This window comes from Acinetobacter sp. HR7, assembly GCF_000773685.1.
In the GTDB taxonomy this organism is placed as follows: Bacteria; Pseudomonadota; Gammaproteobacteria; order Pseudomonadales; family Moraxellaceae; genus Acinetobacter; species Acinetobacter thermotolerans.
Window position 1 is genome coordinate 1 of sequence record NZ_JPQO01000167.1, and the last position, 25,526, is coordinate 25,526.

Here is a 25,526-nt window from a genome sequence, read left to right on the forward strand (position 1 = left end):
CGTCAATGCGTAAGTCCTATTATCTTGTTTACCTAAAAGGAAATTTCTTAAGTTCAGTTCAGCACGATTGATCTGATCTATGAAATACTTACTTTCATTTTCAAAATTAGAATTCTTATTTTTTATGTAGATTAATGTTCTCCATGAAAGGGAAGCACAGAATTTTGCTAACCAATCTTTATACTCAATAACATAAATTTTTTGATCTAAAAAAGGCATAAACATTTTTTCAGAAAATTGTTTTTCCCAACTCGAAAAAAGAAGCTCACAATCGCTGCATAATAGATAGTCCTTGATAATATCTTGTTGCCTTTTATTGATGTTATCTACGTTTCGGAGATAGCCTGTAGCACTAGTCTTTTTTAGCCATTTACCAACAAATTTGGGGATAAAGTGACTTTCTTTTAATTCTTTCGATTCATGGCAAAGCGCACATATATTATTCATTTTTTTCAGTATGCGTATGTTTTTGAAAATTTGAATAATATCGCTTAATTTTTATTATTAATCAATTAATCCCTCCCAACCTCCCTTTAGAAAAGGGAGGAGCTGTCATGTAATTAAATTGATGCGTGAAAGTCCCCCTTTGCAAAAGGGGGGATTTAGGGGGATTCAAAAGTACTTAAACAAAAAAAATCCCCTCAATTGAGGGGATTTTTTCCACTCTAAACTAGAGGAATCTTACACGATAGAATCATCCAGATTAGGCGCTAACCAGCGTTTCGCTTCATCCAGTGTCCAGCCTTTACGTTTCGCATAATCTTCCAGCTGATCACCAGAGATTTTACCCACGTTAAAGTATTCAGTTTGCGGGTTCGCATAATAGAAACCGCTGACTGATGAAGGTGGCCACATTGCAAAACTAGAAGTCAGGTAAGTACCAATCTTGTCAGTTGAACCCAACCAGTCAAACAATGGCGCTTTTTCTGAGTGCTCAGGACAAGCAGGGTAACCCGGTGCTGGACGGATACCAACATATTTCTCTTTAATCAACTCATCGTTAGTTAAAGACTCATCTGCCTGATAACCCCAGAACTCCTTACGGATCCGCTGGTGCAGATGTTCTGCAAAGGCTTCCGCAAAACGGTCAGCCAGTGACTGCACCAGAATCGCGTTATAGTCGTCGCCTTTGGCCTTGTACTCATTTGCCAGTTCTTCCGCACCGAAGATCGAAACGGTAAAGCCACCCAGATAATCCTGAGCCACATTTTTAGGCGCAATAAAGTCAGCCAGCGAGTAGTTGGCTTTGCCAGTTACCTTGTCAGATTGCTGACGCAGATGCTGGAAGATATGGGTAACATTGCCATTTTGATCGGCAACGGCAACTGTATCTGCTGCGACACGGTTCGCTGGGTAAATGCTAAAGGTTGCACGTGCATCGAAACGTTTATTTTCGATGATGTCTTTCAGCATTTCCTGAGCCTGGTTATACAGGTCACGTGCTGCTTCACCAACCACTTCATCTTCCAGGATTTTCGGGAATTTACCCGCCAGACTCCAAGAAATAAAGAACGGTGTCCAGTCAAAGTATTCCACCAAGGTTTCCAGCGGATAGTTGGTGAAGGTTTGTGAACCAATAAAGTTTGGTTTTACTGGCGCATTCTTGTCGAAGTCGATCTTGAAGCTATTTTCAATTGCTTCCTGATAAGACAGCTTTGCTGCTTTCGGTTGTTTATTCGCTAAACGCACACGGATTTTTTCATAATCCGCGGCATAGTCTGCCAGTAACTGTGGCTTCATTTCTGGAGACAGTAACTGGGTCGCTACACCGACTGCACGTGAAGCATCAGCCGTATAAAGTACGCCATCATTTTGGTATTGAGGCGCAATCTTCACGGCAGTGTGTGCTTTAGAAGTCGTCGCACCACCAATCATCAATGGAATCTTGAAGCCTTTGCGCTGCATTTCTTTGGCAACAAATACCATCTCATCCAGAGAAGGGGTGATCAGACCAGACAGACCGATGATATCGACTTTTTCGTCAATCGCGGTTTGCAGGATTTTTTCACATGGCACCATCACGCCAAGATCCACGATGTCATAACCGTTACAGCCCAGTACCACGCCGACAATGTTCTTACCGATATCGTGTACGTCACCTTTTACGGTCGCCAGCAGGATTTTACCTTTGGCTTCGCCTTGGGTTTTCTCTGCTTCAATGAACGGATTCAGCCAAGCCACGGCCTGTTTCATCACACGTGCAGATTTCACCACCTGTGGCAGGAACATTTTACCGGCACCGAACAGGTCACCAACCACGTTCATACCCGCCATCAATGGACCTTCAATCACATCCAGTGGACGAACCGCTTTCAGACGCGCTTCTTCAGTATCCTGGTCGATATAAGTGGTAATGCCTTTGACCAGTGCGTACTCAAGACGTTTTTCTACCGGTTCATTACGCCAAGCCAGATCTTCTTCAGCTTTCTGGCTGCCGCCCTGACCACGGTATTTTTCAGCAATTTCCAGCAGTTTTTCAGTTGCTTCGTTGCCGCTTTCGCCCTGGTTACGGTTTAGGATCACATCTTCAACCGCAGCTTTCAGTTCAGGATCGATGTCATCGTAAATCGCCAGCTGACCGGCATTCACGATACCCATGGTCAGACCTTGCTGGATACCGTAGTACAGGAATACCGCATGGATCGCTTCACGGACAGGCTCATTACCACGGAATGAGAAGGATACATTTGAGATACCGCCAGAGATCATGGCATTTGGCAGGTTCTGTTTGATCCAGCCAGTCGCTTCGATGAAGTCAACAGCATAGTTATTATGTTCTTCGATACCGGTTGCTACCGCAAACACGTTCGGGTCAAAGATGATGTCTTCAGAAGGGAAGCCGACTTCATTGACCAGAATGTCATACGAACGTTTACAGATCGATTTTTTGCGTTCCGCAGTATCTGCCTGACCATCTTCATCAAAGGCCATGACGATCACGGCAGCACCGTACTGACGGCACAGGCGGGCACGTTCGACAAATTCGTCATAACCTTCTTTCAGGGAAATCGAGTTCACGACCGCTTTACCCTGTACGCATTTCAGACCCGCTTCGATAATGTCCCATTTAGACGAATCCAACATGATCGGCACACGTGAGATATCCGGCTCAGAGGCGATCAGATTCAGGAAGTGAACCATTGCCCCTTGAGAATCCAGCATACCTTCATCCATGTTAATGTCGATGATCTGTGCACCGGCTTCAACCTGCTGACGGGCAACGTCCAGAGCTTCAGTGAAGTTTTCTTCTTTGATCAGACGCAGGAATTTTTTTGAACCGGTGACGTTGGTTCGTTCACCGACATTCACGAACAACGAATCTTTGGTGATGTTAAATGGTTCTAAACCACTGAGACGGCATGCTGGTTCGATTTCTGGTACTTTACGTGGTGCAATGCCTTCAACGGCTTGCGCAATCGCACGGATATGATCCGGAGTGGTACCACAGCAACCGCCCGTGATGTTAATCAAACCGCTTTCAGCGAATTCTTTAATAAAGGCCGCAGTCTGTTCCGGCGTTTCATCATAACCACCGAAAGCATTTGGTAGGCCGGCGTTCGGGTGTGCAGAAACAAAGGTATCAGCAACGTCAGACACGGTTTTCACGTGTGGACGCATTGCATCGGCACCGAGGGCACAGTTAAAGCCGATTGATAGCGGTTCCGCATGACGTACCGAGTTCCAGAACGCTTCTGCAGTTTGACCAGTTAAAGTACGGCCAGAAGCATCAGTAATAGTCCCGGAAATCATAATTGGTAATTCGGTGCCCAGTTCTTTGAACACTTCTTTGACTGCAAAGATCGCAGCTTTGGCATTCAAGGTATCGAAGATAGTCTCGATCAGGATGATATCGGCACCGCCTTCAATCAACGCCTTGGTTGATTCCATGTAATTCACTTTCAGTTCGTCAAAAGTGATATTACGGAAGGCTGGGTCGTTCACATTCGGTGAAATGGAAGTGGTGCGTGATGTTGGTCCAATCACACCTGCCACGAAACGTGGTTTTTCTGGTGTTGAATATTTGGCACAAGCTTCTTTGGCCAGACGCGCAGCTTCACGGTTGATTTCCGGAACCAGATCTTCCATGTGATAGTCGGACATGGAAACGCGGGTACCATTGAAGGAGTTGGTTTCAATGATATCGGCACCGGCTTCAAGGTAGGCTTCGTGAATGCCTTGAATAATCTGTGGCTGGGTCAGTACCAATAAGTCGTTATTGCCTTTAAGGTCGTATGCCCAATCAGCAAAACGCTCACCACGATAATCGGCTTCTTCCAATTTATGGCGTTGGATCATGGTACCCATCGCACCATCGATAATTAAAATTCTCTTGGCAAGAAGTTCTTTTAGGGTGGCAAGTGTGGACATTCAAACTTTCTCAGTAAGCATTAAAAAACGGCAATAATCTTAACAGATTAGTGGACAGTTTGCTGTAGCTGTTCTTCAGAATGCTGGATATGTCTGATATGAAATTTTGATAAGCAGTTCAGACGCTGGATAGAAGACTGAAATCAGATAGAAAACTCAAAAAAAGCGATGGACAGATTAACAAGCTGAGCTGAACAGAAAAATGTAAGCGAGTTTCATCAGACTGTCATCTTAGGGGCGCAATATTTAGACAAGCAGCAATTAAGTGGTTCTATGACAGGCTGAACTTTAGCCGCTTATATAGTTCAAAACCTATAAAAACTGGCACATCAGAAAAGGGTGAATGTTCACAAGTAATTGATTAATAAAATTTAAAAATAAAATTTTTTGTAAAAATTTTAGGATCACTGGCAGTTATAAAGTCTAAAAAATTACTTTCGCTGGCAGGTCATTGTCATATAATTGTCACAATTTAATTGAACAATATGGGGATTCTAGAATCCTCTATTCCTGCTTGCATGAATTCTAATCAAACTCCCTTAGAATCAGCACAAGGAACGTCTTCAAAACACACGAAGAACGTACATGTGCCGACACCGAAGTTTTTTATGCCGGTGTTCCTGACTCTAATCATTTCGACGCTGATCTATATCGGCTTTCAATTGACTTCCGATATTGCACATGTCCCTGCGGTACAGATGGGGTCATTGATCCTTTTAGGCACAGCATTACTGATTGCGCTGGGCTTTGAATTTGTCAACGGTTTCCACGATACCGCCAATGCAGTAGCAACCGTGATTTATACCAACGCCTTGTCTGCACCTGTGGCTGTGATGTGGGCGGGTTTCTGTAATTTCATGGGGGTGATGGTCGCAAGCGGCGCGGTTGCCTATGGGATTATCGCCCTGTTGCCGGTTGAGCTGATCATGAATGTCGGCACCGGTGCCGGTTTTGCCATGGTCTTTTCCATGCTGATTGCGGCGATTCTTTGGAACTTGGGCACTTGGTTCTTGGGTATTCCAGCTTCCAGTTCCCATACCCTGATCGGTTCGATTCTGGGTGTCGGCATCATGAACTATCTGCTGAATGCGGGTAGTGGTGCATCTGGTGTCGATGTTGAGCAGGTGATCAAGGTCGGTAAAGCCTTGCTGTTCTCGCCACTGATCGGTTTTGTTTTTGCCGGCATCTTGTTCCTGTTGGTGAAAAAAATCTTTAAACGTCAGCTTGAACTGTTTAAGCCACCTGAAGGCAACAAGCCACCACCACCACTGATTCGTGCCATTCTGATCTTTACCTGTACTGGTGTCAGCTTTGCGCATGGTTCAAACGACGGTCAAAAAGGTATGGGCCTGATCATGCTGATCCTGATCGGCTGTGTACCGCTGGCTTACTCACTGAACAAGAATCTGGATACCGCACATATCCAGTCTTTCGGTCAGCTGTCTGTACAAACGGCTGATGCCATCTATCCAAAGCATGAAGATATTCCAGATGAAAAAGCACGCGCCATCATCACGACTTACATTCAAACCAAAGAACTGAATGCTGAAGTGGTACCTGCACTGGCAAGCCTGACGGATCACCTGGGTGACAAGGTCGGCAGCTACAGCAACATCAAGGATGTTCCTGAAGCACAGGTGTCTGAATTCCGTAATGACATGTACCTGAGCACCACAGCATTTAAACGTCTGGAAAAAGCAGAAGCTTTACCGACGATGACCGCTGCTCAGGAAAAAACAGTCGATGAATATCGCGATAATCTGGATTCATTCTTGCAGTACATCCCAACCTGGGTGAAAGTGGCAACTGCCTTGGCACTGGGCTTAGGGACTATGGTGGGCTGGAAACGCATCGTGGTGACTGTGGGCGAGCGTATTGGTAAAGAACACATGACTTATGGTCAGGGTATGTCTGCTGAACTGGTTGCGATGTCTACGATTGCTGCTGCGGATGGCTTTGGTATGCCGGTATCTACCACGCACGTTTTAAACTCTGCCGTTGCAGGTACCATGGTGGCGAACAAATCCGGTCTGAACTTCAAGATGGTGAAATCGATTTTGTCTGCCTGGGTGTTTACACTACCCGCAACGATCTGTTTATCCGGTGCACTGTACTGGTTGTTATTAAAAGTTTTCTAAAAAGATCGGATGTAAAAGAGGAAATCAGGATAACGACTAAGGCGACAGGGATGTCGCCGTTAGACTGTGATATAGGGACATATCATCAGTCTAACAAAAGATTTTTGTTACTTTCGATCTTTCAAAAGTAAAGAAGAAAAGAATGGATCAACTTCAATTTGCTTAAAGTCCATTCATAAAAATTTGAAAGATTAAAAGCCTATATTGACCTCTCCCTAACCCTCTCCTAGAAGGAGAGGGGATTTTACATTACGTATTCAAATAGAGTGATTTAAGCTTAATGCTGCTCTTTTTTTACCTAAAAGATGTAGGTTTAAATATCTAATAGTAATTTAGATTTATAACGGATGCGCCCTCTCCCTATGGGAGAGGGCTGGGGTGAGGGGAAAGAATAGGAATAACTATTAAAATACTTCTCCTTAACCCTCACTTGCGCTGCATTTTAAAAGCAGTGCTTTAAAGCTTGCTCAGGAGAGGGAACTTCATTTAAGAAAAATTATTTTTTCAACCTACCCAGTAATCCTTTCGGTAATTTATCCGTTGCAAAACCATATAAAGCCGCAAATGGCAGGGCAGTACGCGCCAGATAAGCCACACGCCATAAACCGCCATGGTTTGCGCCATACATCATCAACTCGAGTGGATGATTCAGTTTTACATCTGGATTGGCCACAGATTCAGGATTACGCAGGTCGTGAATCCACAGCGCTGCCATAATCGCATTCGTCGTTTCAGGTGCAAAGGCTTCGACATCAAACAGACTGGCGCCATTAAATGCTGCTTTTAACAAAGGGTTCTTGGTCACTGAATAAGTCGTGGTTGAAGGTGCAATATTGATACTGACACACTGACCATTAGCACGCGCTAAAGTTGCACGCCATTGCTGCAGACGTTTGGCCAGTGCATAGTTTGGACCTTGCTCCACCACCAGACAGTCACTAACACCGTAAGGTTTTTCGCCAACTTTGAAGAGTTCCTGCTCATTTTTCTGGAAGAAGTGTTTACGGGAAATCAGTGAAATGCCCTTGGTTAAGGTACTTTCCAGTTTAGACAATTGCTGGTATTTGCTTTGTGCAGCCTGAACCACTTCTTCAGGTACTGCGTAGACATCGGTTGGAGTGCACATATACATCAGGCTGGTATTTGCTTTCTGTTCACTGACGTAGCTCATAATGGCATCCATCGCCATGGAAACCCGCACGTGCTTTTCGCCATCCAGATAGGCAATCGCGGCCAGATCCAGATCTTGCTTGAACTGAATTAGCCATTGGGCAATTTCAGGAATCTGGGTCAGCAGATTTGCGCCGAGTTTTTCTTTTAAGATTTCCAGTGATGTATCTGCAGATAGTGCTTCAACCGATGGTGCATATAAAGTGGCATTGCCTTGACTCACGGTATCCAGAATCTTGCCCCAGACACGGGTATTCGGCAGGTCAATCGCGACAATATTAGCTCTCCATTTGGATAACCAGGTCAGTGGGCCTGCTTCAGAAGCGGCGCCGAAGAGCACCATAGTACGATCCGACAGGTCAAACCATTCCGGATGGGAAATACATTCACGCAGGGCATTGGCATGACTTGGTTCGACAATTCCACGTTCTTCCCAAGACTGGATCTGATCTAGTAAAGCTTGTCCTTGCAGCTTTTTGCCATGATAAGGCACATACCATTCCGGTGAATTTTCTGATGAGCCTTTTAGCTGGAAAGTATGCAGTTTTTCTGCAGGCAAAGACATCACATCTTTGAGTACATATTTTTGACCATTACGGTAAAACTCAAAACTGCAATGCGCCGTTTCCAGACCCTGTTTGGCAATACTCAGTGCAGCACCTGCAGAACGCAGTCCATCTTCAACCAGGCGCTTAAAATGCACTGGATACTGTTTGCGCCAGTTTTTCTCCTGTTGTGCGGCATTGGCATGTACAGGATCAACTGCACCTAGGGCTGCGGAAATGATGTTACGGCCAATTTTTGAGGTGCTTGGTTTTTTTTCTGAGGCTGAAATGGTGAATTGAAGACCGTCTAGGGAATTGGACATGCAAAATATCTCGTGATTTACAGCGATTTATAGATAGATATACACATTATCGCTGCAAAATTTAGTCCAGGCTTGGCAATATATGACATCCTGACTTTGGAAATTATTACGAGATGTTTCAAGTAAAAAGGAAGTATGATACTTCCTTTGAGGAATCTGCTTAAAAATTCATTAACTGAACTTGTATCAGCTCACTCGGTACGAAAATAGAGTAATCCGGACAGATCTCTATAAATCATAAAAGGGGATAAGACTATCCCCGTGCTCCATAAAATTTAAAGCGGAAGCTGAGCTAGTTTATTTAGGAAATGTGGAATGACAAGAGGTTCTAGAATGATGGTGATGATCACCCCATAAGCTGCTCCCCATAGGTGAGCACTATGGTTGATATTGCTGTTGCCGCGTTTGCCAGACCAGACACTATAAACCACATATAGCACGGCAAAAATAATCGCGGGTACTGGAATAAAGAACACAAAAATCAGTTTCCATGGCTCAAACAGGATATAGGCGAACAGTACCGCAGAAACTGCACCTGATGCACCCAGGCTGGCCCAGCGCGGATTATTTTTATTCTTTAAATAGCTTGGCAGGATTGCCGCAATTAGCCCCCCCAGATAGAACAGCACAAAGCCCATGTCAAACAGATACTGGCGGTAAAAGCTTTCAATGATGCTGCCAAAGAAGAACAGGGTAATCATGTTGAACAGCAGATGGGTACCATCAGCATGAATAAAACCATGCGCAATAAAGCGGTCATATTCACCACGTTGAATGGCAGGCGGCCAGAAAATTAGACGGTTCATTACTTTTTCTTTGGAAAAAGCAATGAAAGAGATGACACAGGTAATCAGAATAAGGGTAATGGTATGATTAAAAGGTAAATGCAGCATATAAGACAGTTCTAATTCTGAAGTCGGGATATCTAATCTTGCCATTAATCTGGCATTTAGGTGGAACTTTTATAATAAATCCGACAATTTTAGTTGAAATTTTATATTTCCCCCGCATCTTCAGTTAAAATAGCAGCTTCAGCTTGAGGAAATTATTGTTATGTCGACTGAGAACAGCAGCACTACAGTTGCAGAGGAAATTCCGAACCTATTGATTACACCAAATGCGCAAGAGTATTTGAAAGAATTGCTGGAAAAGCAAAACACGCCGGGCATTGGTGTGCGTATTTTCGTGGAAAATCCTGGTACTCCGCGCGCTGAATGTTGCATGGCTTATAGTGCACCGGATGAAGTTGTACCGACAGACTACAAACAGGAATATCCAGATTTTCCTGCATACATCGATACACCGTCAATTCCTTACTTGCTGGATGCCGTGATTGATTACAACAAAGACCGTTTTGGTGGTCAGCTGACTTTCCGTGCGCCAAACTCTAAAGTGCCACGTGTGGGTCCAGATGCATCTGTAGAAGAGCGGATCACTTATGTGCTTCAGGCAGAAATTAACCCAGGTCTGGCAGGTCACGGTGGTAACTGTGCACTGGTAGAAGTGATTGAAGATGAAGAACATGGTCTGACAGCAGTTCTGAAATTCGGTGGCGGTTGCCAAGGCTGTTCAGCAATTGATGTAACGCTGAAACAGGGTGTAGAAACCACGCTGAAACAGCATATTCCAGAACTGGCACGTGTAGTGGACCAAACTGACCACAGCCAGGCTGAAGGTGCTTACTTCAAATAAGTCTTCAATCAAATTGAGCTTATGAAAAAAGACCCCGAATGTTCGGGGTCTTTTTTTATGCTTCGATTTTTAAAATTTTTAACGTACTTTTTGAATAATAGAATTTTTCCAGATAGCTACGGGCACGCTCACGTAAATGACCTTGTGAAATCATCTGCTGAATCACAGGAACCAATAATTCATTTAGTTCCTGCTGAATCAGAGATTCGTCAATATTCAGATCACGCAGCATTGAGTCAAAAGTATGATCCTGATTACGTACATACCAGGCATGCACGCCGTCATGTAATTGCTGCTGCAGATAATCAGTCTGGCGGATATGGTCCCAGATTTCATGACCCAGATTCACGGTCTGGTTCAGATCCTGCACTTCAATATAATTTTTCAGTACTGATAACGGCATATCCTTGATTTTATGCCAGAGATTTGCCTGAAAATGATACAGTTTCTCATCATCAAAATGCTGGTTCAGGATATTTTCACTCAGCTGACCCAGCTTCAGGATATTCTTTTGCAGGTACTTGCTGATGGCATTGTCCAGACTGCTATCGGTGACATTTTCCAGTACCGATTTGCCCATTTTCATAAAGCGGGAAACACCCGGAACACTTTTCGCAATCATTGAATTGTCCAGATAATCCTGAATCGAATGCTGGATCAATTGGCTGATCATGGCAGAGAAAGCAGGATTATTCACGATGCGTTTGATCAGGCGTTGGCGGTGACTACTTTTACTCGCCACATACTGGGCAATCTTGTCGATGGTCATGACCGGAATCACATCAGAAATCTTGGTCGTGTCATTTGCCGGATGTACCAGTGCAAAACGGATATGTTCGGCAATCTGTTCGATTAGAAAAGAGCTTGCTGCTGTGCCTAAGATTTGCTTTTGTAGCAGCTGGTTAATCTGGGCTGGGTTCCACAGATCTTTCAGTGTCTGTTTACGAAACCAGAGATAGAATGCCTGAAACTCTTGCTGAATGGTTTCAGATTGAGCAAAGGACTGATCGAGAAAATCAAGTTGAGCATCAATCAATTGCTCAATCATTTGGTGTTTCTGCATAGTTATTCTAAAACTTAATTTAAAGGAATGAGTTTATCAGCAAGCGGATTTTTAAGTGTCTGTGTCTTTGCAAGGAAAGGTAAATAATACTGTGCCACCTGTTGGTCTGCTTCCAGTAACGGCACGTGACCGACATTATTCAGAATAATCGGTGTTTCAGCCCGTTTTAATAAAGAATGCAGTTCCTTGGCAACTTCGACGTTTATAATACGATCTTGCTTGCCCCAGAGAATTAAAGTTGGTGCTTCTACATTACGGGTTAAGCGGGCAAAAGTCTCTGGCGTATAGATGCGGCTTAGCATGACAATCTGGTCAATGGTTTTGCTGGTTTTGTCCGCTTGTGAAATCAGCAGTTTTTCCTGTGCTTGTACCAGTTTGTCGGGCAAGGCAGGTGGATGCTGCATCAATTTATGCCGCACATCATCCAGATCGCCCGGTTTATTCACGATCAGATTTTTTAAAGCATGCGGATCACGAGTATATGGAGTATTGGCCTGTTTATAGATGCCGGCACTATTGATGAGAAACAGGCTTTGCGTATCAAAAGGGTATTGAGCGGCATAGACAGTGGCAATAGAACCGCCCAGAGAATGACCTGCCACATGCAGATTTTTCTCAACTTTTAAGGCTTCCAGAAACTGGCGCAGCTGTGAGGTGACATTCGGTACGGAAAAATCAAAGTCCTCAGGTGTTCTGGTATCGCCATTATTCGGCAGGTCTGGAATGATGACATGATAATAAGGAGTCAGAAACTGTGCGACACGATTCCAATGATCTTTGGTGCCGGCCAGACCGTGAATCAGTACAATAGAAGGTCGGTTTTTACTGCCACCTTCATTATAACTCCAGGTAATTTCCCCAACTTTGATGCTTTTATTTTGCAAGCCTGCTTGGGTGCGTTGCTGGAATAAATATTGATTTAAGATATTGCTCGAAGTCTGAGCACGAGCAGGTGAAAAGACCTGGGCCTGACTCATTGTACTAATAGTTGAAGTGACAGCTAGGGCAAGCGCGCACAGTAATTTTGAGCGTTTTATTGGTGTTTTTATCATGGCTACAATTCCGTGTATTGCATCAGGTGCACTGCTCAAAGATCGTTATGAATCACAAAGTAAATAGAACTTTTGGGTGAAAACGATGATGTGTTTTCTATTGTAAATTATTGTGAACCAATGTCACGAATTTCTTATACAGTTGTCTAGAAAAAATCCGGTTTTCATGTGAAGTATGCTAGGAAATGGCAAGAAAACTGTGAACTATCCGAAAAGATAGAAATTTGCACAAGTTCTTTTTTTGCAAGTGACATTCCCATATCAGGGGATTAAGATATTGCAACTTAAAACAATGGTGGTAAACAGGAATGCTCACAGCTCAGGAAGCGATCGAACGTCTAAAAAAAGGTAACCAGCGCTTTGTTAATGGTGAAACACAGCATTTAAAATTATTATCGCATCAAGAACGTGCGGAAATGGCAGAAAGTCAGGAACCGTTTGCGATTATTTTAGGCTGTTCAGATTCGCGTGTACCTGCGGAAATGATCTTTGACCAAGGTTTGGGCGACCTGTTCGTGATTCGTGTTGCGGGTAACATTGTGGCGCCGTCTCAGGTCGGTAGTGTGGAATTCGCGGCAGAAAGCTTTGGCTGCCCTGTGGTCATCGTACTTGGTCATACCCACTGTGGTGCGATTCATTCAACCATTGAAGCACTGACTAATCCGGCAACTCCACCGTCAGCAAACCTAATGTCAATTGTGAATCGTGTTCGTCCATCGGTTGAAATCCTGATGCAGACTGAACTGAAAGATGACTTAAACAAACTGTCTCGACATGCAGTAAAATCTAACGTCTTTGCATCTGTAAACCAGTTGCGTCATGGGTCTGCCGTACTAGAGAACCTGATTCTGCAAGGTAAACTGCAAGTGATTGGTGCAGAATATTCACTGGAAACAGGTGAAGTCACTTTTTTTGACTTCTGATCAGATTCTGTAATCTGATTGAATTAAAGGCGCCTTAGAGGGCGCCTTTAATGTATGGGTAAGCATTATTTAACAGAATGTTTTGCGCCTTGGCATTGGGATGGATCATATCCTGTTGCATCAGGTCTTTATTACCCGCCACGCCATTTAGGAAAAATGGCAGTAATTTCACTTTATATTGCTGGCTCACTACCTTGTAGTTGTTTTCAAAGGCTTTGCTATAGCTCTGGCCATAATTGGGTGGCATTTTCATGCCAAATAAAATGACTTTTGCCTTTGCTTTCTGGCTTTGCTGGACCAGACTGGCGAGATTTTTCTGAATCATTTGTGGCGGCTGACCACGCAGACCATCATTTCCCCCTAATTCAATCACCACTACATGCGGCTTATGCGTTTGTAGCAATTTAGGCAGACGTGCCAAGGCACCGCTGGTAGTTTCGCCGCTGACACTTGCATTGACCACTTTATGCTGTTTCGGATACTGTTGGTCTAAACGTTTTTGCAACAGATGAACCCAACCCTGTTCAGGTTGAATACCATAACCCGCACTTAAGCTGTCACCCAGAATCATAATCGTCTTTGCTGAAACCAGAACAGGCATCAGGCACAGGCTGAAAAGCGCTAAGCTGCGGAATAAATAAGACTTTAGAATTCGAATATTAAGACGCATAGGACAAGTATGATTCAAGACCGCCAAGGAAGCTCCATCATGCCACAGCCCATCATTTCTGCTCAACAATTGACACAAAAGATACAACTATCACAAAAACAGTTGACGATTTTTGAGAATCTGAATCTGGAAATTCAGGCCGGTGAGCAGGTGGCGATTACTGGACGATCGGGCTCTGGAAAATCGACTTTACTGGGTATTCTGGCTACCCTCGATCAGACCAGTTCCGGGCAGCTACAGGTTTGTGGTGAATCAATTACCAAGCTGAATGAAGAACAGCGGGCCAAGGTCCGGCTGGAGAATATCGGTTTTGTATTTCAGTCCTTTCAGCTGTTGCCGCATCTGACTGCGCTGGAAAATGTCATGTTACCGTTACGACTGCAACCAAACTTTAACTATGCCGAAGCCGAACAAAAAGCTTTGAATCTGTTAAAGCGAGTTGGGTTAGACCGTCAGGCACAGCAAACGCCAAAAGTCTTATCGGGTGGGGAGCAGCAACGTGTCGCGATTGCCCGGGCTTTGGTCAGTGAACCAAAAATCATTTTTGCTGATGAACCGACCGGCAATCTGGATGGGGAAACCGCGCAGGAAATTGAACAGCTGTTATTTCAGTTAAACCGAGAACTCGGCACAACGTTGGTCTTGGTCACGCATGACCAGCAACTGGCCCAACAATGCCAGCGCCATTTTGAATTGAGCAATGGTCAATTAACTGAACATGTAAATGGAGGATGATATGCATCTCTTCCGACCTTTACTGACTCAAAGCTTTAAGACCACCGGTATTTATCTGTTGATTATTGCCCTGACTTTGGCGATCAGTGCCACAACAGCCCTCAAGTTTAGTAATGAGCAGATTCAGAATGCGGTAGCTCTACAGGCGGCGGAAATTCTGGCTGGGGATTTGCAGCTTAGCAACAATGAACCGATTGAAGATCGCTGGCGGGATAAAGCAGATCAGCTGGGCTTGCAGCAATCTGAAGTCACCGTATTTGGCAGTATGGCGCATACCAATGATGAATTTGTCATGGTCAATGTCAAAGCCATTGATTCAGCTTTTCCCTTACGTGGTGAGCTCCGTGTTAAACCTGCAGCAAAACAGATTCAGCCGGGTGAAATCTGGCTGAGTCAACGCGCCCTGGATTTGTTGAAAGTCCAAGTAGGGGATCAGGTCAATATTGCCGACGCTGCGTTTAAGATCACCGCAGTGATTGATTATGACTCCAATCAGGAACTAGGCTTTTCCGGTTTTTCTCCAACCGTGATTATTTCTCAGGCTGATATAGCCAGAACCAATGCGATTCAGGTTGGTAGCCGGATTGATTACCGTTTGTTGATGGCAGGTGAGCCAGAAAGCATTAAAGCCTATCAGAAAGATTTTAAAAAAATTATCAAACCTGAATCGGATTCCGATGCGGATCAAGAGCAGTTTGAAGAGCAGAACAGCCTGCGTCTCAGAAATGCCAATGAAAGCAATACCCGCTTGATGAAGCCGATTGCCAATCTGGATACTTTCCTGCAATTAGCCAATATCCTCACCATTCTGCTGTGTGGTATTGCGATCGCCTTAACTGCACAGCGTTATGTGCAGCAGAATCAGGATCATATTGCCCTGATGCGTTGTATCGGCGCGACCCGGAATCAGATTCTAGCAGCTTATCTAGCCTTACTTGGATTAGTGCTAGTGATTGCGATGCTGATTGGGGCCATCGTTGGGGTGAGTCTAGGTTATGGATTGCTGCAACTGATGTTGCAGCTGATTCCAAACCTGAAACTGGAATTTTCTGCGGCAGCGATGCTGTTAGGACCTTTGCCAATCGCCATGCTGACCAGCGCCGTGGTGTTACTGGGTTTTGTAATGCCAAGCTTATGGCAGTTGCTGAACACACCACCCATCCGTGTCATCCGTCAGGAAGAAAAATCGGTACATTCCATGCTGTGGATGCTGGTCTGTGGTACTGTCAGCCTGATCATTTTCAGTATTGTGCTGACAGAGAATATCGTGCTGACGGCTTGGGTGATTGGCGCGATTATTTTGCTCTGTGCCGCGCTGTACCTGACGGTTTGGGGCTTATTGAAAGTTTTACGTAATTCCAAGTCTCGAATTTCAGCTTATGTCCGAACGCCCTATCAGACTGCTTTACAGATTACCGCTTTGGCTCTCGGTTTAAGTTTGATTACGGTGCTGGCCGTGTTACGAACCGATCTGCTGGAGCGCTGGCAGCAGCAGTTGCCGGAAGGGACACCGAACCAGTTTGTTTATGGCTTGCCACCTTTTGAAATGCCCGCATTCAAGGCACAAGTAGAAGAAAATGGATGGAAAAGTACGCCTCTGTATCCCAACATTCGCGGTCGATTGATTGCTAAAAATGATCAGCCATTTCCAGCTGAGTTGATCAAAAAGAGCAATACGTTGCGTCGGGAATTGAATCTGACCCAGACTGATCGCTATCCGCAAGATAATGTGATTGTCAGTGGTCAGGCTGAACTCAAACAGCCGGGAGAAGTGTCAGTTGAAGCAGCGACTGCGGAAGAGCTGGGGATCAAGATTGATGACAAGCTGACCTTTAGTCTGCCTGAAGGTCCACTGGAAGCCAAAGTGGTGAACCTGCGTAGTGTGGAGTGGGAGAGTTTTAGCCCAAATTTCTTCTTTATCTTTACACCGAATACCATGGACGCTAATGCTGGCAGTTATCTGGGGAGTTTCTATGTGCCGGAACAGGAACGGCCGAAACTGGTGCAGTTGATCCAGCAATTTTCAAATACCGTATTTATTGACGTGACATTGATCCTGAACGAGATCAAACGTATTGTGAATGTGCTGGTACAGATTGTCACTGTACTGGCACTACTGGTCAGTGTTTCTGGGGTGCTGGTGTTGATTGCCTGCCTGAATTTACTGATGGATGAACGCAAGCGGGAAGTGGCCTTGCTGCGTTCTTTTGGCAGTTCCAAGCAGAAACTGAAAACTATGCTTAGTCTGGAAATTGGTTTTATTGGACTGTGTGCTGGTATCGTATCTTGCTTGTTTGCGGAAGTGATTAGTGCAGTGGCGAGCTATCGTATGGAATTGCCGATTCAGCCACATTGGGAAATCTGGGTAATTCTGCCGATCTTTATGACGCTGTTATGTGCCTTGATTGGACGTTATCGACTGAGTTATCTCAGTGAAATTCCCCCGTTGCAAAGCCTGCGAGAATTAAACCAATAAGAAATTGATGATACCTAAATTAGATGTTCAGTTGCTTACGCATCATCTCCAGTACTTCTTCCCAGAGCGGCTGAATTGGTTCAAGCAGTTTAAGGTTGTATTGATACATGAAATAGCAGGCTGCAAAGGCGGCAAGCAGGGCGATGAAATTAATGATTGCCGGCTTATGTAGTCTTTGCCCGGCATACCAAAGGGCTGCAAGTACCGCACCCATGATCATGCCGCCGATATGCGCGGCATTATTAATGCCGGCAATCATAAAGCCCATAAACAGGTTGATGCCCATCACCATCAGCAGGGTCTTTTTATCCAGAATAAAACGCTGACGGGGTAAAATGGGCAGAATAGAAATAATGGTCAATGCGCCACCGAGTCCCATCACGGCACCGGAAGCACCGGCACTGACGCGTGGAAACAGTTCCGGATTGGCGACACCACCTTCAATTAGCGCATAAGTATCCTGAATGCTCATATAGCCACTCAGTAGACTTCCCATCAGCCCGGCACAGAGATACAGACCAACGAAATAGGCTCGCCCCAGCATCTGCTCGGCGACACTACCAAAGATATACAGCGCCCACATGTTCAACATCAAGTGAATCAGACCAAAATGAAAAAACATGCTGCTAAATACGCGAATGGGTTCCGCCAGATAAGTCAAAGGTGCATAATCAGCTCCCCAACGAATGGCGTCTTGCGTACTTGGATGGCTGGCATCGGTGCCGGTCAGAATCTGCCAGACAAATAATCCGACATTCACAGCAATCAACAGGGCAGTGAACCACCAGGCGTGGACGTCCAGTTTACGGTGAATGGAAGGCGGTGCGTATTCAGACATGCTATTCTTGTGCTGTATTTATCTTTCCGACAAGCTTAACACGAAAAATTGACATCTTCAGGAGTAACACACTGACATGAAAGCTTTTCTGATCCGAATCTTCCTGCTGTTGTTCAGTGTGTTTCTATGTATCCAGCTCTGGATTTTTGCCTCTCTGGCCTGGTGGCGTTTCAAGCCGGTGGATACTACCATGATGATGCGTCTGGATTACTGGAGTGAGCCAGCCGTACCGATCAAACACCAGTGGCGTCCTTATGACGAGATCAGTACCAACCTGAAAAAGGCGGTGGTCACCGCTGAAGATGGCAAGTTTATGCATCACCACGGTTTTGACTGGGAAGGGATTCAGACCGCATTGAGTAAGAATAAAGAGCAAGGCAAGGTCGTAGCAGGTGGTTCGACCATTTCCCAGCAGCTGGCGAAAAACCTGTTCCTGTTTAACAAGCGTTCTTTTTTGCGTAAGGGTCAGGAAGTCATTGCCACCTGGATGATGGAACGGATGTGGTCAAAAGAGCGTATTCTGGAAGTGTATTTAAACTCGATTGAGTTCGGACATCATGTCTATGGAGCAGAAGCCGCAGCCAAACACTATTTCGGCAAGACTTCAGAAAGCCTGACCAAAGATGAAGCGATTTTTCTGGCAGCCATCCTGACCAATCCGAAATATTTCGAAGAACATCGTCATGCCTCTGCGCTCAAGGCACGTAAGCACATGATTCGCCGCTATATGCGTTATGCGGAAATTCCTTAAGGGAAATATTGTTATAAATATTCACCATCAAGCCCGAGAAATCGGGCTTTTTTTATGAAAATGTCATAAATTTAAAGCATACTGATAGTAATGAATGAAGACTTTAAAATTTATATAGGTTCGATATGAATACGGCAGCGAATAGCCCTACAGTACAGACTGAATATACCTATAACGACCGCTACATTAACCGGGAACTGTCTATTCTGGATTTCCATTTGCGTGTTCTGGAGCAGGCGGTAGATCCACTGCATCCCTTGCTGGAACGCATGAACTTCCTGCTGATCTTTTCCCGTAACCTGGACGAGTTTTTCGAGATCCGTGTAGCAGGGGTGATGGAACAGCTGTATCTGGGCAATGAAAGCCGTAGCCCGGATGGCCTGACCCCGAAACAGGTGCTGGAGCAGATTTCTAAAACTGCGCATGCTGCTATTGAACGACAGTATCGTATTTTAAATGAAGAAATCCTGCCAAAACTGCGTGAGGAAGATATCTGCTTCTTGCGCCGTGGTGAGTTAACTCCAGCGCAGTCACAATGGGTGAAAAAATACTTCCAGGAACAGGTAGCACCGGTATTGACTCCAATCAGTCTGGACCCAGCGCATCCATTCCCGCGTTTGGTCAATAAATCCCTGAATTTTATTGTGACCCTAGAAGGGAAAGATGCTTTTGGTCGTCAGATTGACCTAGCGGTAGTGCCTGCACCACGTTCCTTGCCACGTGTGGTACGTCTGCCGGATGAATTAACCGGTGGCAAAGAGCATCACGTGATGCTGTCTGCGATTATTCATGAGCATGTATCCGACCTGTTCCCGGGCATGACCGCAACCGGATGCTATCAGTTCCGTGTCACCCGTAATGCCGACTTGGCTTTAAATGAAGATGTGGAAGATTTGGCGATTGCCTTAAAAGGCGAACTGAACTCTCGCCGTTTCGGTCGTGCGGTACGTCTGGAAGTGACTGAAAATTGTCCTCAGCATATTTATCAGTACTTGCTGGATGAGTTCGATCTGGAAGAAGAGCAACTCTATAAAGTGGCCGGTCCAGTAAATCTGGCGCGTTTGCTGTCGAATTTTAAACGCCCACACCTACGTTATGACTCATTTACTCCGGTGGTACCTAAAGTCCTGAAGAAATCGGAAAATATCTTTAGTGCGATGCAGAAGCAGGACATCCTGCTGCATCATCCATTTGAGTCTTTCTCTCCGGTAATTTCTTTGCTGCGTGAAGCGGCGCGTGATCCACAGGTACTGGCGATCAAGCAGACGCTCTACCGTAGTGGTGCAGATTCTGAAATTGTGCAGGTACTGGCTGAAGCGGCGCGTAATGGTAAGGAAGTCACCGCCGTTATCGAACTGCGTGCGCGTTTTGACGAAGAATCCAATATCGCCGTTGCCAATGTGCTACAGGAAGCGGGTGCGGTGGTTGTGTATGGCATTGTGGGCTATAAGACCCATGCCAAGATGATTCTGGTAGTGCGTCGAGAAAACAACAAGCTGGTACGTTATGTCCATCTCGGCACCGGGAACTACCATGCTGGCAATGCGCGTATCTATACCGACTATGGTTTGCTGACCACGGACAAAGACTTGTGTGAAGATGTGCACCGGATCTTCCAGGAACTGACAGGTATGGGCAAAATGGCCAAGCTGAAAAAGCTGCTACATGCGCCATTTACCTTGCATGCCCAGCTTATCAATTACATCGACAATGAAATTGCCAATGCCAAAGCGGGCAAAAAAGCGCAGATCATTGTCAAAGTGAATGCGCTGACTGAACTACAGCTGATTAATAAGCTCTATGAAGCATCACAAGCTGGTGTAAAGATTGACTTGATCATCCGTTCAATCTGTTGTCTACGTCCGGGTTTACCGGGTTTGTCGGAAAATATTCGTGTACGTTCTATTGTCGGTCGTTTTTTGGAACATACCCGCGTGTATTACTTCCTGAATAATGGCGATTCTCGTATTTACTGCTCAAGTGCTGACTGGATGGATCGGAACCTGTTTAACCGGGTTGAAGCCTGTTTCCCGATTGAAGATGAAACCTTGAAAAAACGCATCTATCAGCAAGGTTTGTTGAACTACCTGAAAGACAACCAGCAAGCCTGGTTGCTGCAAAGTGACGGTACCTGGGTGCGTGCTCAACCAGCAGAAGGGGAAGCACCGCATAATGCACAGCGGGTACTGCTAGAAACCTTTAAGTAACGTGTCAATTTTCATTCAAAAAGAGGCTCAAAATGGGGCCTCTTTTTATTTTGAATCGGCTTAATCGAAAGTTTATTCTGCGGCCCATCTCAAATCATTCAGGCAATAAAAAAGGAGCGACCGAAGTGCTCCTTTTTAGCTTGACTAGCAGATTAGTGTTGAGTGACTTTCTGCAGAATCTGTAGCAATACATCGAATTCGCTTTGCAGCGGCGTACTTTTACGTGTCACCAAAGCCAAAGTACGGGTTGGTGCGCCACTAATCCGGTTCACCTGAAGTTCAGAATTAGCTTTCACCATATTGGTATGAATTGCAATTTCTGGCAGCAGGGTGAAGCCTAAATCAGAAGAAACCATTTCAATCAGTGTCGGCAATGAGCTTGCTTTCAGGCGGTGATCATTTTTACGTTCACCAATCGGGCAGGCACTTAATGCATGATCGCGGAGACAGTGGCCTTCTTCCAGCAACATCAGGCGAGAGAGATCCAGATCTTCTAATGTTTTAGCATTTGCTGCATTCTGGTCAGATTTGTGATGCACCACGTACAGGCTTTCTTTGGCAATCTCAGCGACTTTCAGGCTGCGAGTATCAAATGGCAGTGCCAGCACCACCATATCCAGGTTGCCGTGCTCCAGACGTTCCACAATCTTTTCGCTTTGGGCTTCGTGCAGATGCAACTGGATTTTTGGCAGCTGTTTGTGCACTTCATCCAACAGTTGTGACAAGATAAATGGCGCGATGGTTGGAATCACCCCAAGGTGCAGGTCACCAGTCAGTGGTTCGCTCATTTCGCGGCTTAAACGCATCAGGTCTTGAGCATCTGCCAGTAGAACACGGGCGCGTGCAACCACTTGTTCACCAAGCGGGGTCAAACGTACGTTCTGACGATCACGTTCAACCAGAACGCCACCAAGCAAACGCTCCAATTCCATGATCCCGCCAGACAGGGTGGACTGAGTCACAAAAGAACGGCGAGCAGCTTCTGTAAAATGCAGCGTCTCTGACAGTGTTACGAGGTATGACAGCTGTCTTAGGGATGGTAATGCAGCCATAGTGTCCTAATTTAATGATTTAAAATGATCAGCAAATAATTCGCTAAGATATGGAATAAAATGCGGTGGGATATCATGCCCCATTCCATCAATTAATTCAAATTTAGCACCTGATATTGCCTTTGCAACAGCCTTACCATGGCCGGGTGGCAGCAAGCGATCGTGAGAGCCATGAACCACAAGCGTCTCATGAGGGATTTGCTTATCCAGTTGCAGCAACGAGCCCGTACATAATATTGCTAAAAACTGTTGAAGTACACCCGCTGGATAATAACTTCGCTGATATAATTTGCGGGCGGTCTGCATGGCTTCGATCTGGTTGACATAACCCGGTGAGCCAATGATTTTAAAAAGCTTTAGGCTGTGGTCGACAATTCCATCTTCATCATGCGAAGCCGGCTTGCCAATTAGACTAAAGAGTTGTTTGGGAAATGGGGGTGGTAACAGCGGCTGGTTATTGCTGGTAAACAACAAACCGAGCTTTTTCACTTTTTCCGGATAACGCGCTGCCAGAATCTGGGCAATCATGCCGCCCATGGAAGCACCGAGCACATAGACTTCATCTAGTCCCATGCGGTCAATCAACAGGCTGACATCATCGGCCATGTCATACAGGGTATAAGGTGCGCCCTGATTTTCAAGACCGAGCATGAAACGACCCATGAGTTTCAGGGTGTTCAAGCGAGGTCCTTTATGATGCACCTTGGACGACAAACCAATATCGCGGTTGTCAAAACGGATCACCCGGAAGCCCTGGTCAATAAAAGATTTACAGAAGAAATCTGGCCAGAACAGCATTTGTGCGCCAAGGCCCATGACTAACAGCAGCGTGGGCTGATTTTCTAAACCACCCACTTCGACATGCAGTTCAATGCCATTACCAAGATCGACCTTGGTTTCATGCATAAAAGCTGAGTATGGGGAAACACTGTATTGCAAGGCACTGTTCATGACCGATTTCCTGAAAAAAGAACATTCTGTACAAAGAATGTCCTGTGTATTTAAACCTTAAACAGCTGCAGGAATCAAGTCAGGGACCTGTTTAGTCAGTGTAAGTCTTTGTTTTGATGCAGTTGGACCAAGTAATACAAAGCCACGCAGGGTGCCTTCACTATCGGTGGCTTTCGCCAGCATACCATCGTCAAACTCTTCAGTTTCCCAGGTTACTTCGACTTCAGCTGGAGCCGGAAGTACAGTCAATGGCGCAGCTGGAGTTTTAACAGCCACCGGCATCGCAGGGTAGTGGACCGAAGTTGATTCACCATTCAGGGTTTTTGCCAAGGCACGTGCCTGTTGCATGATTGGCATCACATAAGGGAGTAAGGTGCCGTTGACTTCGGCACAGTCACCGACTGCATAAATGTCGGGCAGGTTAGTTTCCAGATGTGCATTAGTCAAGATACCGCGTGCTGCATGTACACCAGAGGCTTTGGCCATAGACGCATTTGGCTGTAAGCCAACAGCAGACAGGACTACATCGGCAACTACAGACTGACCATTGGCTAACGTTACCAGATAGTCGCCATTGTCCACTTTAGAGACTTTTTCAACGGTCGTGCCCAGGACAAACTTGATGCCAGTTTCTGCCAGATTTTGCTGGAAAGCTTTGGCAACATGTTCAGGCAGCAAACGCACTAATGGATATGGTGCCAGGTCAATGATGGTGACCTGATGACCAGTATGCTGCAAGTCATTGGCAAATTCACAGCCGATCAGACCCGCACCTAGAATTACAACACGCTTGTCCTGACGAGCTGCAAGGCTGGCACGGAACGCTTTATAGTCAGTCAGGTTGTTCACCACGTGAATGTCATCACTACCATCACCTGAAATGGCTAAACGGATCGGATTAGCACCCACTGCTAATACCAGTTTGGAATAAGATTGTTTTTGTTCTTGTCCGTCTTTGGCAATGGTCAGTTCATGGGCTGCGGCATCAATCGCTTTCCCCCAGGTATGAGGTTCAATACGCATATTCAGTTGAGCTGCCATTTTTGCTGCATCACCCAGTGCAATATTTTCAGGCGCTTTTTTACCAACAAAAGCATTGGACAGGGTAGGCTTGGCATAATTGGTCGCATCATCGGCGCAAATCATGAGCAGTTCATGGTCTGGATTAAGCTTACGAAACTCGCGTGCGACAGCATAACCTGCCATACCCGAACCAATGATGACGATAGGATGCATATTGAACTCCATGCTTTTTTAGTATGTATTTAAGGGCATAAAAAAAGACCACTGAAAATGGCCTTTGTCTGGCTGTGATCAGACTTCGATCATTTCAAAATCGAGTTTAGATACGCCACAGTCTGGGCAAGTCCAGTCATCTGGAATATCTTCCCATTTGGTGCCTGGTGCGATACCGTCCTGCGGCCAGCCTTCAGCTTCGTCGTAAATCCATCCACAAACGATGCATTGATATTTTTTCATGTAACTCTCCAAAAACCAGCGATTCTTCGGGCTGGATAAAAACCTGAACAGGCAAGACTCTAATAATATGGCATTTTCAGCATTCATATTTGGCTAAATTTTTACGCAGTTCTGTTCAGAAAGTAAAGTGGATAACAGTTTATTCAGTGAAATTAAAAGCAGAATAGCGATACGGGTCAGAAAATATCATTTATTCAAATTTTTTATGGATTGAAATATGCTGGAAAATGCATTCATTCTGATGGATCAGTCAGGGACGATTTTTTTCTGGCGATAAGCATCTTCAGAAAAATATTTGACTGAATGGAAATGGAAAATGGCTTCGGAACAAGCATTAAAATTTTTATTAAAAAAGCACTGTGATAAATCCCTGAACTGAAAATAGATACGCAAATGTCAAGAGGGAAATTGCGGGAAAAATACACAATTTCCACTATCCTTTAGTCGTAATACAGTTTAAAATTCACCGGTTCTTTTTTCTTATTTAACGATCTCCCATGAGCAATATGTCTACTTCATTGTGGTCTCACATTCGTACTGTCCAGGATTTTCCAAAGCCAGGTATCTGCTTCTTTGACTTGACGCCGCTTTTCATGAACAACATCGGTGCATTGACTGATGCCTTGATTGCGAGCATTCCTGCTGAAAAGCTGGAAGAAGTAGACAGCTTTATTGCGGTTGAAGCACGTGGTTTCGTGCTGGCTAGTCTGTTAGCACAGCGTACCGGAAAAGGCTTATTGCTGGTTCGTAAAGCAGGTAAATTACCACCTCCAGTCGTGGGTGTGGGTTATAGTCTGGAATATGGTTTGGACCGTCTGGAAATGTCTGCTGAAGTACAGTCTAAAAAGGTGATTATTGTCGATGACGTTCTGGCCACTGGTGGTACCTTGAAAGCGGTACGTGAGCTGGCTGCTAAATGTAATCACGAAGTGCTAGGCGCTAGCATCTTCCTTGATCTACCCGACCTGCACAATGACTTGGGTCTGGATATCTGGACTGTACTGGATGATAAATCTAAGCCTGAAGTAGAAGCTGCTTAAGCCTTATCGATTGATTGGGAGCCTCACAACCTGTGGGGCTTTTTTATGGCTGT

The 25,526-nt window shown here is 45.2% G+C and carries 19 protein-coding genes and 1 pseudogene; 8 read left to right on the top strand and 12 right to left on the bottom strand.

Annotated features, from left to right (window positions below; genetic code table 11):
- Positions 1-447, bottom strand: a pseudogene (locus GW12_RS08375) (hypothetical protein); the annotation flags it as partial.
- Positions 448-681: 234 nt separating this feature from the next.
- On the bottom strand, positions 682-4,368 hold the full coding sequence (gene metH / locus GW12_RS08380) for a methionine synthase (protein WP_034586205.1): 3,687 nt from the start codon (positions 4,366-4,368) through the stop codon (positions 682-684).
- 518 nt (positions 4,369-4,886) lie between these two features.
- On the opposite strand from metH, the gene GW12_RS08385 reads away from it, so the two are divergent.
- A complete protein-coding gene (locus GW12_RS08385; protein WP_034586207.1) occupies positions 4,887-6,506 on the top strand; it encodes an inorganic phosphate transporter in 1,620 nt (539 codons plus the stop codon).
- Between the two features lie 496 nt (positions 6,507-7,002).
- On the opposite strand, the gene GW12_RS08390 is transcribed toward GW12_RS08385, so the two are convergent.
- Positions 7,003-8,544 (bottom strand): hypothetical protein, encoded by a 1,542-nt coding sequence (locus tag GW12_RS08390; protein WP_034586210.1) that lies wholly within the window; start codon positions 8,542-8,544, stop codon positions 7,003-7,005.
- A gap of 275 nt (positions 8,545-8,819) precedes the next feature.
- Positions 8,820-9,437: a rhomboid family intramembrane serine protease gene (locus GW12_RS08395; protein WP_034586435.1), complete on the bottom strand. Its 618-nt coding sequence runs from the start codon at positions 9,435-9,437 to the stop codon at positions 8,820-8,822.
- Between the two features lie 160 nt (positions 9,438-9,597).
- On the opposite strand from GW12_RS08395, the gene nfuA reads away from it, so the two are divergent.
- Entirely contained in the window at positions 9,598-10,236 is a 639-nt protein-coding gene (nfuA, locus tag GW12_RS08400; protein WP_034586213.1) for a Fe-S biogenesis protein NfuA, read from the top strand.
- Between the two features lie 55 nt (positions 10,237-10,291).
- Here nfuA and GW12_RS08405 read toward each other — a convergent pair whose 3' ends face one another.
- Entirely contained in the window at positions 10,292-11,299 is a 1,008-nt protein-coding gene (locus tag GW12_RS08405) for a hypothetical protein (protein WP_034586216.1), read from the bottom strand.
- A gap of 14 nt (positions 11,300-11,313) precedes the next feature.
- A complete protein-coding gene (locus GW12_RS08410) occupies positions 11,314-12,276 on the bottom strand; it encodes an alpha/beta fold hydrolase (RefSeq protein WP_375730990.1) in 963 nt (320 codons plus the stop codon).
- A gap of 383 nt (positions 12,277-12,659) precedes the next feature.
- Here GW12_RS08410 and GW12_RS08415 point away from each other — a divergent pair, with 383 nt between their 5' ends.
- Positions 12,660-13,274, top strand: a complete 615-nt coding sequence (locus GW12_RS08415) for a carbonic anhydrase (RefSeq protein ID WP_034586221.1) — start codon at positions 12,660-12,662, stop codon at positions 13,272-13,274.
- A 34-nt stretch (positions 13,275-13,308) separates the two neighbouring features.
- Here the strand turns inward: GW12_RS08415 and GW12_RS08420 are convergent, their stop codons facing one another.
- On the bottom strand, positions 13,309-13,944 hold the full coding sequence (locus tag GW12_RS08420; RefSeq protein WP_034586224.1) for an arylesterase: 636 nt from the start codon (positions 13,942-13,944) through the stop codon (positions 13,309-13,311).
- Between the two features lie 9 nt (positions 13,945-13,953).
- Between GW12_RS08420 and GW12_RS08425 the strand changes: the two genes are divergently transcribed.
- Complete coding sequence (locus GW12_RS08425) at positions 13,954-14,679, top strand: ABC transporter ATP-binding protein (protein WP_034586226.1); 726 nt, start codon at positions 13,954-13,956, stop codon at positions 14,677-14,679.
- Position 14,680: 1 nt separating this feature from the next.
- A complete protein-coding gene (locus tag GW12_RS08430; RefSeq protein WP_034586229.1) occupies positions 14,681-17,155 on the top strand; it encodes an ABC transporter permease in 2,475 nt (824 codons plus the stop codon).
- Between the two features lie 19 nt (positions 17,156-17,174).
- Here the strand turns inward: GW12_RS08430 and GW12_RS08435 are convergent, their stop codons facing one another.
- Positions 17,175-17,993 (bottom strand): rhomboid family intramembrane serine protease, encoded by an 819-nt coding sequence (locus GW12_RS08435; RefSeq protein WP_034586232.1) that lies wholly within the window; start codon positions 17,991-17,993, stop codon positions 17,175-17,177.
- A gap of 76 nt (positions 17,994-18,069) precedes the next feature.
- Here GW12_RS08435 and mtgA point away from each other — a divergent pair, with 76 nt between their 5' ends.
- Positions 18,070-18,744, top strand: coding sequence for a monofunctional biosynthetic peptidoglycan transglycosylase (gene mtgA, locus GW12_RS08440; RefSeq protein ID WP_034586235.1), 675 nt, complete (start codon positions 18,070-18,072; stop codon positions 18,742-18,744).
- 125 nt (positions 18,745-18,869) lie between these two features.
- On the top strand, positions 18,870-20,951 hold the full coding sequence (gene ppk1 / locus GW12_RS08445) for a polyphosphate kinase 1 (RefSeq protein WP_034586238.1): 2,082 nt from the start codon (positions 18,870-18,872) through the stop codon (positions 20,949-20,951).
- A 152-nt stretch (positions 20,952-21,103) separates the two neighbouring features.
- Here the strand turns inward: ppk1 and oxyR are convergent, their stop codons facing one another.
- From oxyR to rubA, 4 genes are all read right to left on the bottom strand, one after another.
- Positions 21,104-22,003 carry a LysR family transcriptional regulator OxyR gene (gene oxyR, locus GW12_RS08450; protein WP_034586242.1) on the bottom strand — a complete coding sequence of 300 codons (900 nt, stop codon included), beginning with the start codon at positions 22,001-22,003 and terminating at the stop codon, positions 21,104-21,106.
- A gap of 6 nt (positions 22,004-22,009) precedes the next feature.
- Positions 22,010-22,954, bottom strand: a complete 945-nt coding sequence (gene estB, locus GW12_RS08455) for an esterase EstB (RefSeq protein ID WP_034586244.1) — start codon at positions 22,952-22,954, stop codon at positions 22,010-22,012.
- Positions 22,955-23,011: 57 nt separating this feature from the next.
- Positions 23,012-24,190 carry an NAD(P)/FAD-dependent oxidoreductase gene (locus tag GW12_RS08460; protein ID WP_034586245.1) on the bottom strand — a complete coding sequence of 393 codons (1,179 nt, stop codon included), beginning with the start codon at positions 24,188-24,190 and terminating at the stop codon, positions 23,012-23,014.
- A 78-nt stretch (positions 24,191-24,268) separates the two neighbouring features.
- Positions 24,269-24,433: a rubredoxin RubA gene (gene rubA / locus GW12_RS08465; RefSeq protein WP_034586247.1), complete on the bottom strand. Its 165-nt coding sequence runs from the start codon at positions 24,431-24,433 to the stop codon at positions 24,269-24,271.
- Between the two features lie 497 nt (positions 24,434-24,930).
- Between rubA and GW12_RS08470 the strand changes: the two genes are divergently transcribed.
- A complete protein-coding gene (locus tag GW12_RS08470) occupies positions 24,931-25,473 on the top strand; it encodes an adenine phosphoribosyltransferase (RefSeq protein ID WP_034586249.1) in 543 nt (180 codons plus the stop codon).
- Positions 25,474-25,526 lie beyond the last annotated feature (53 nt).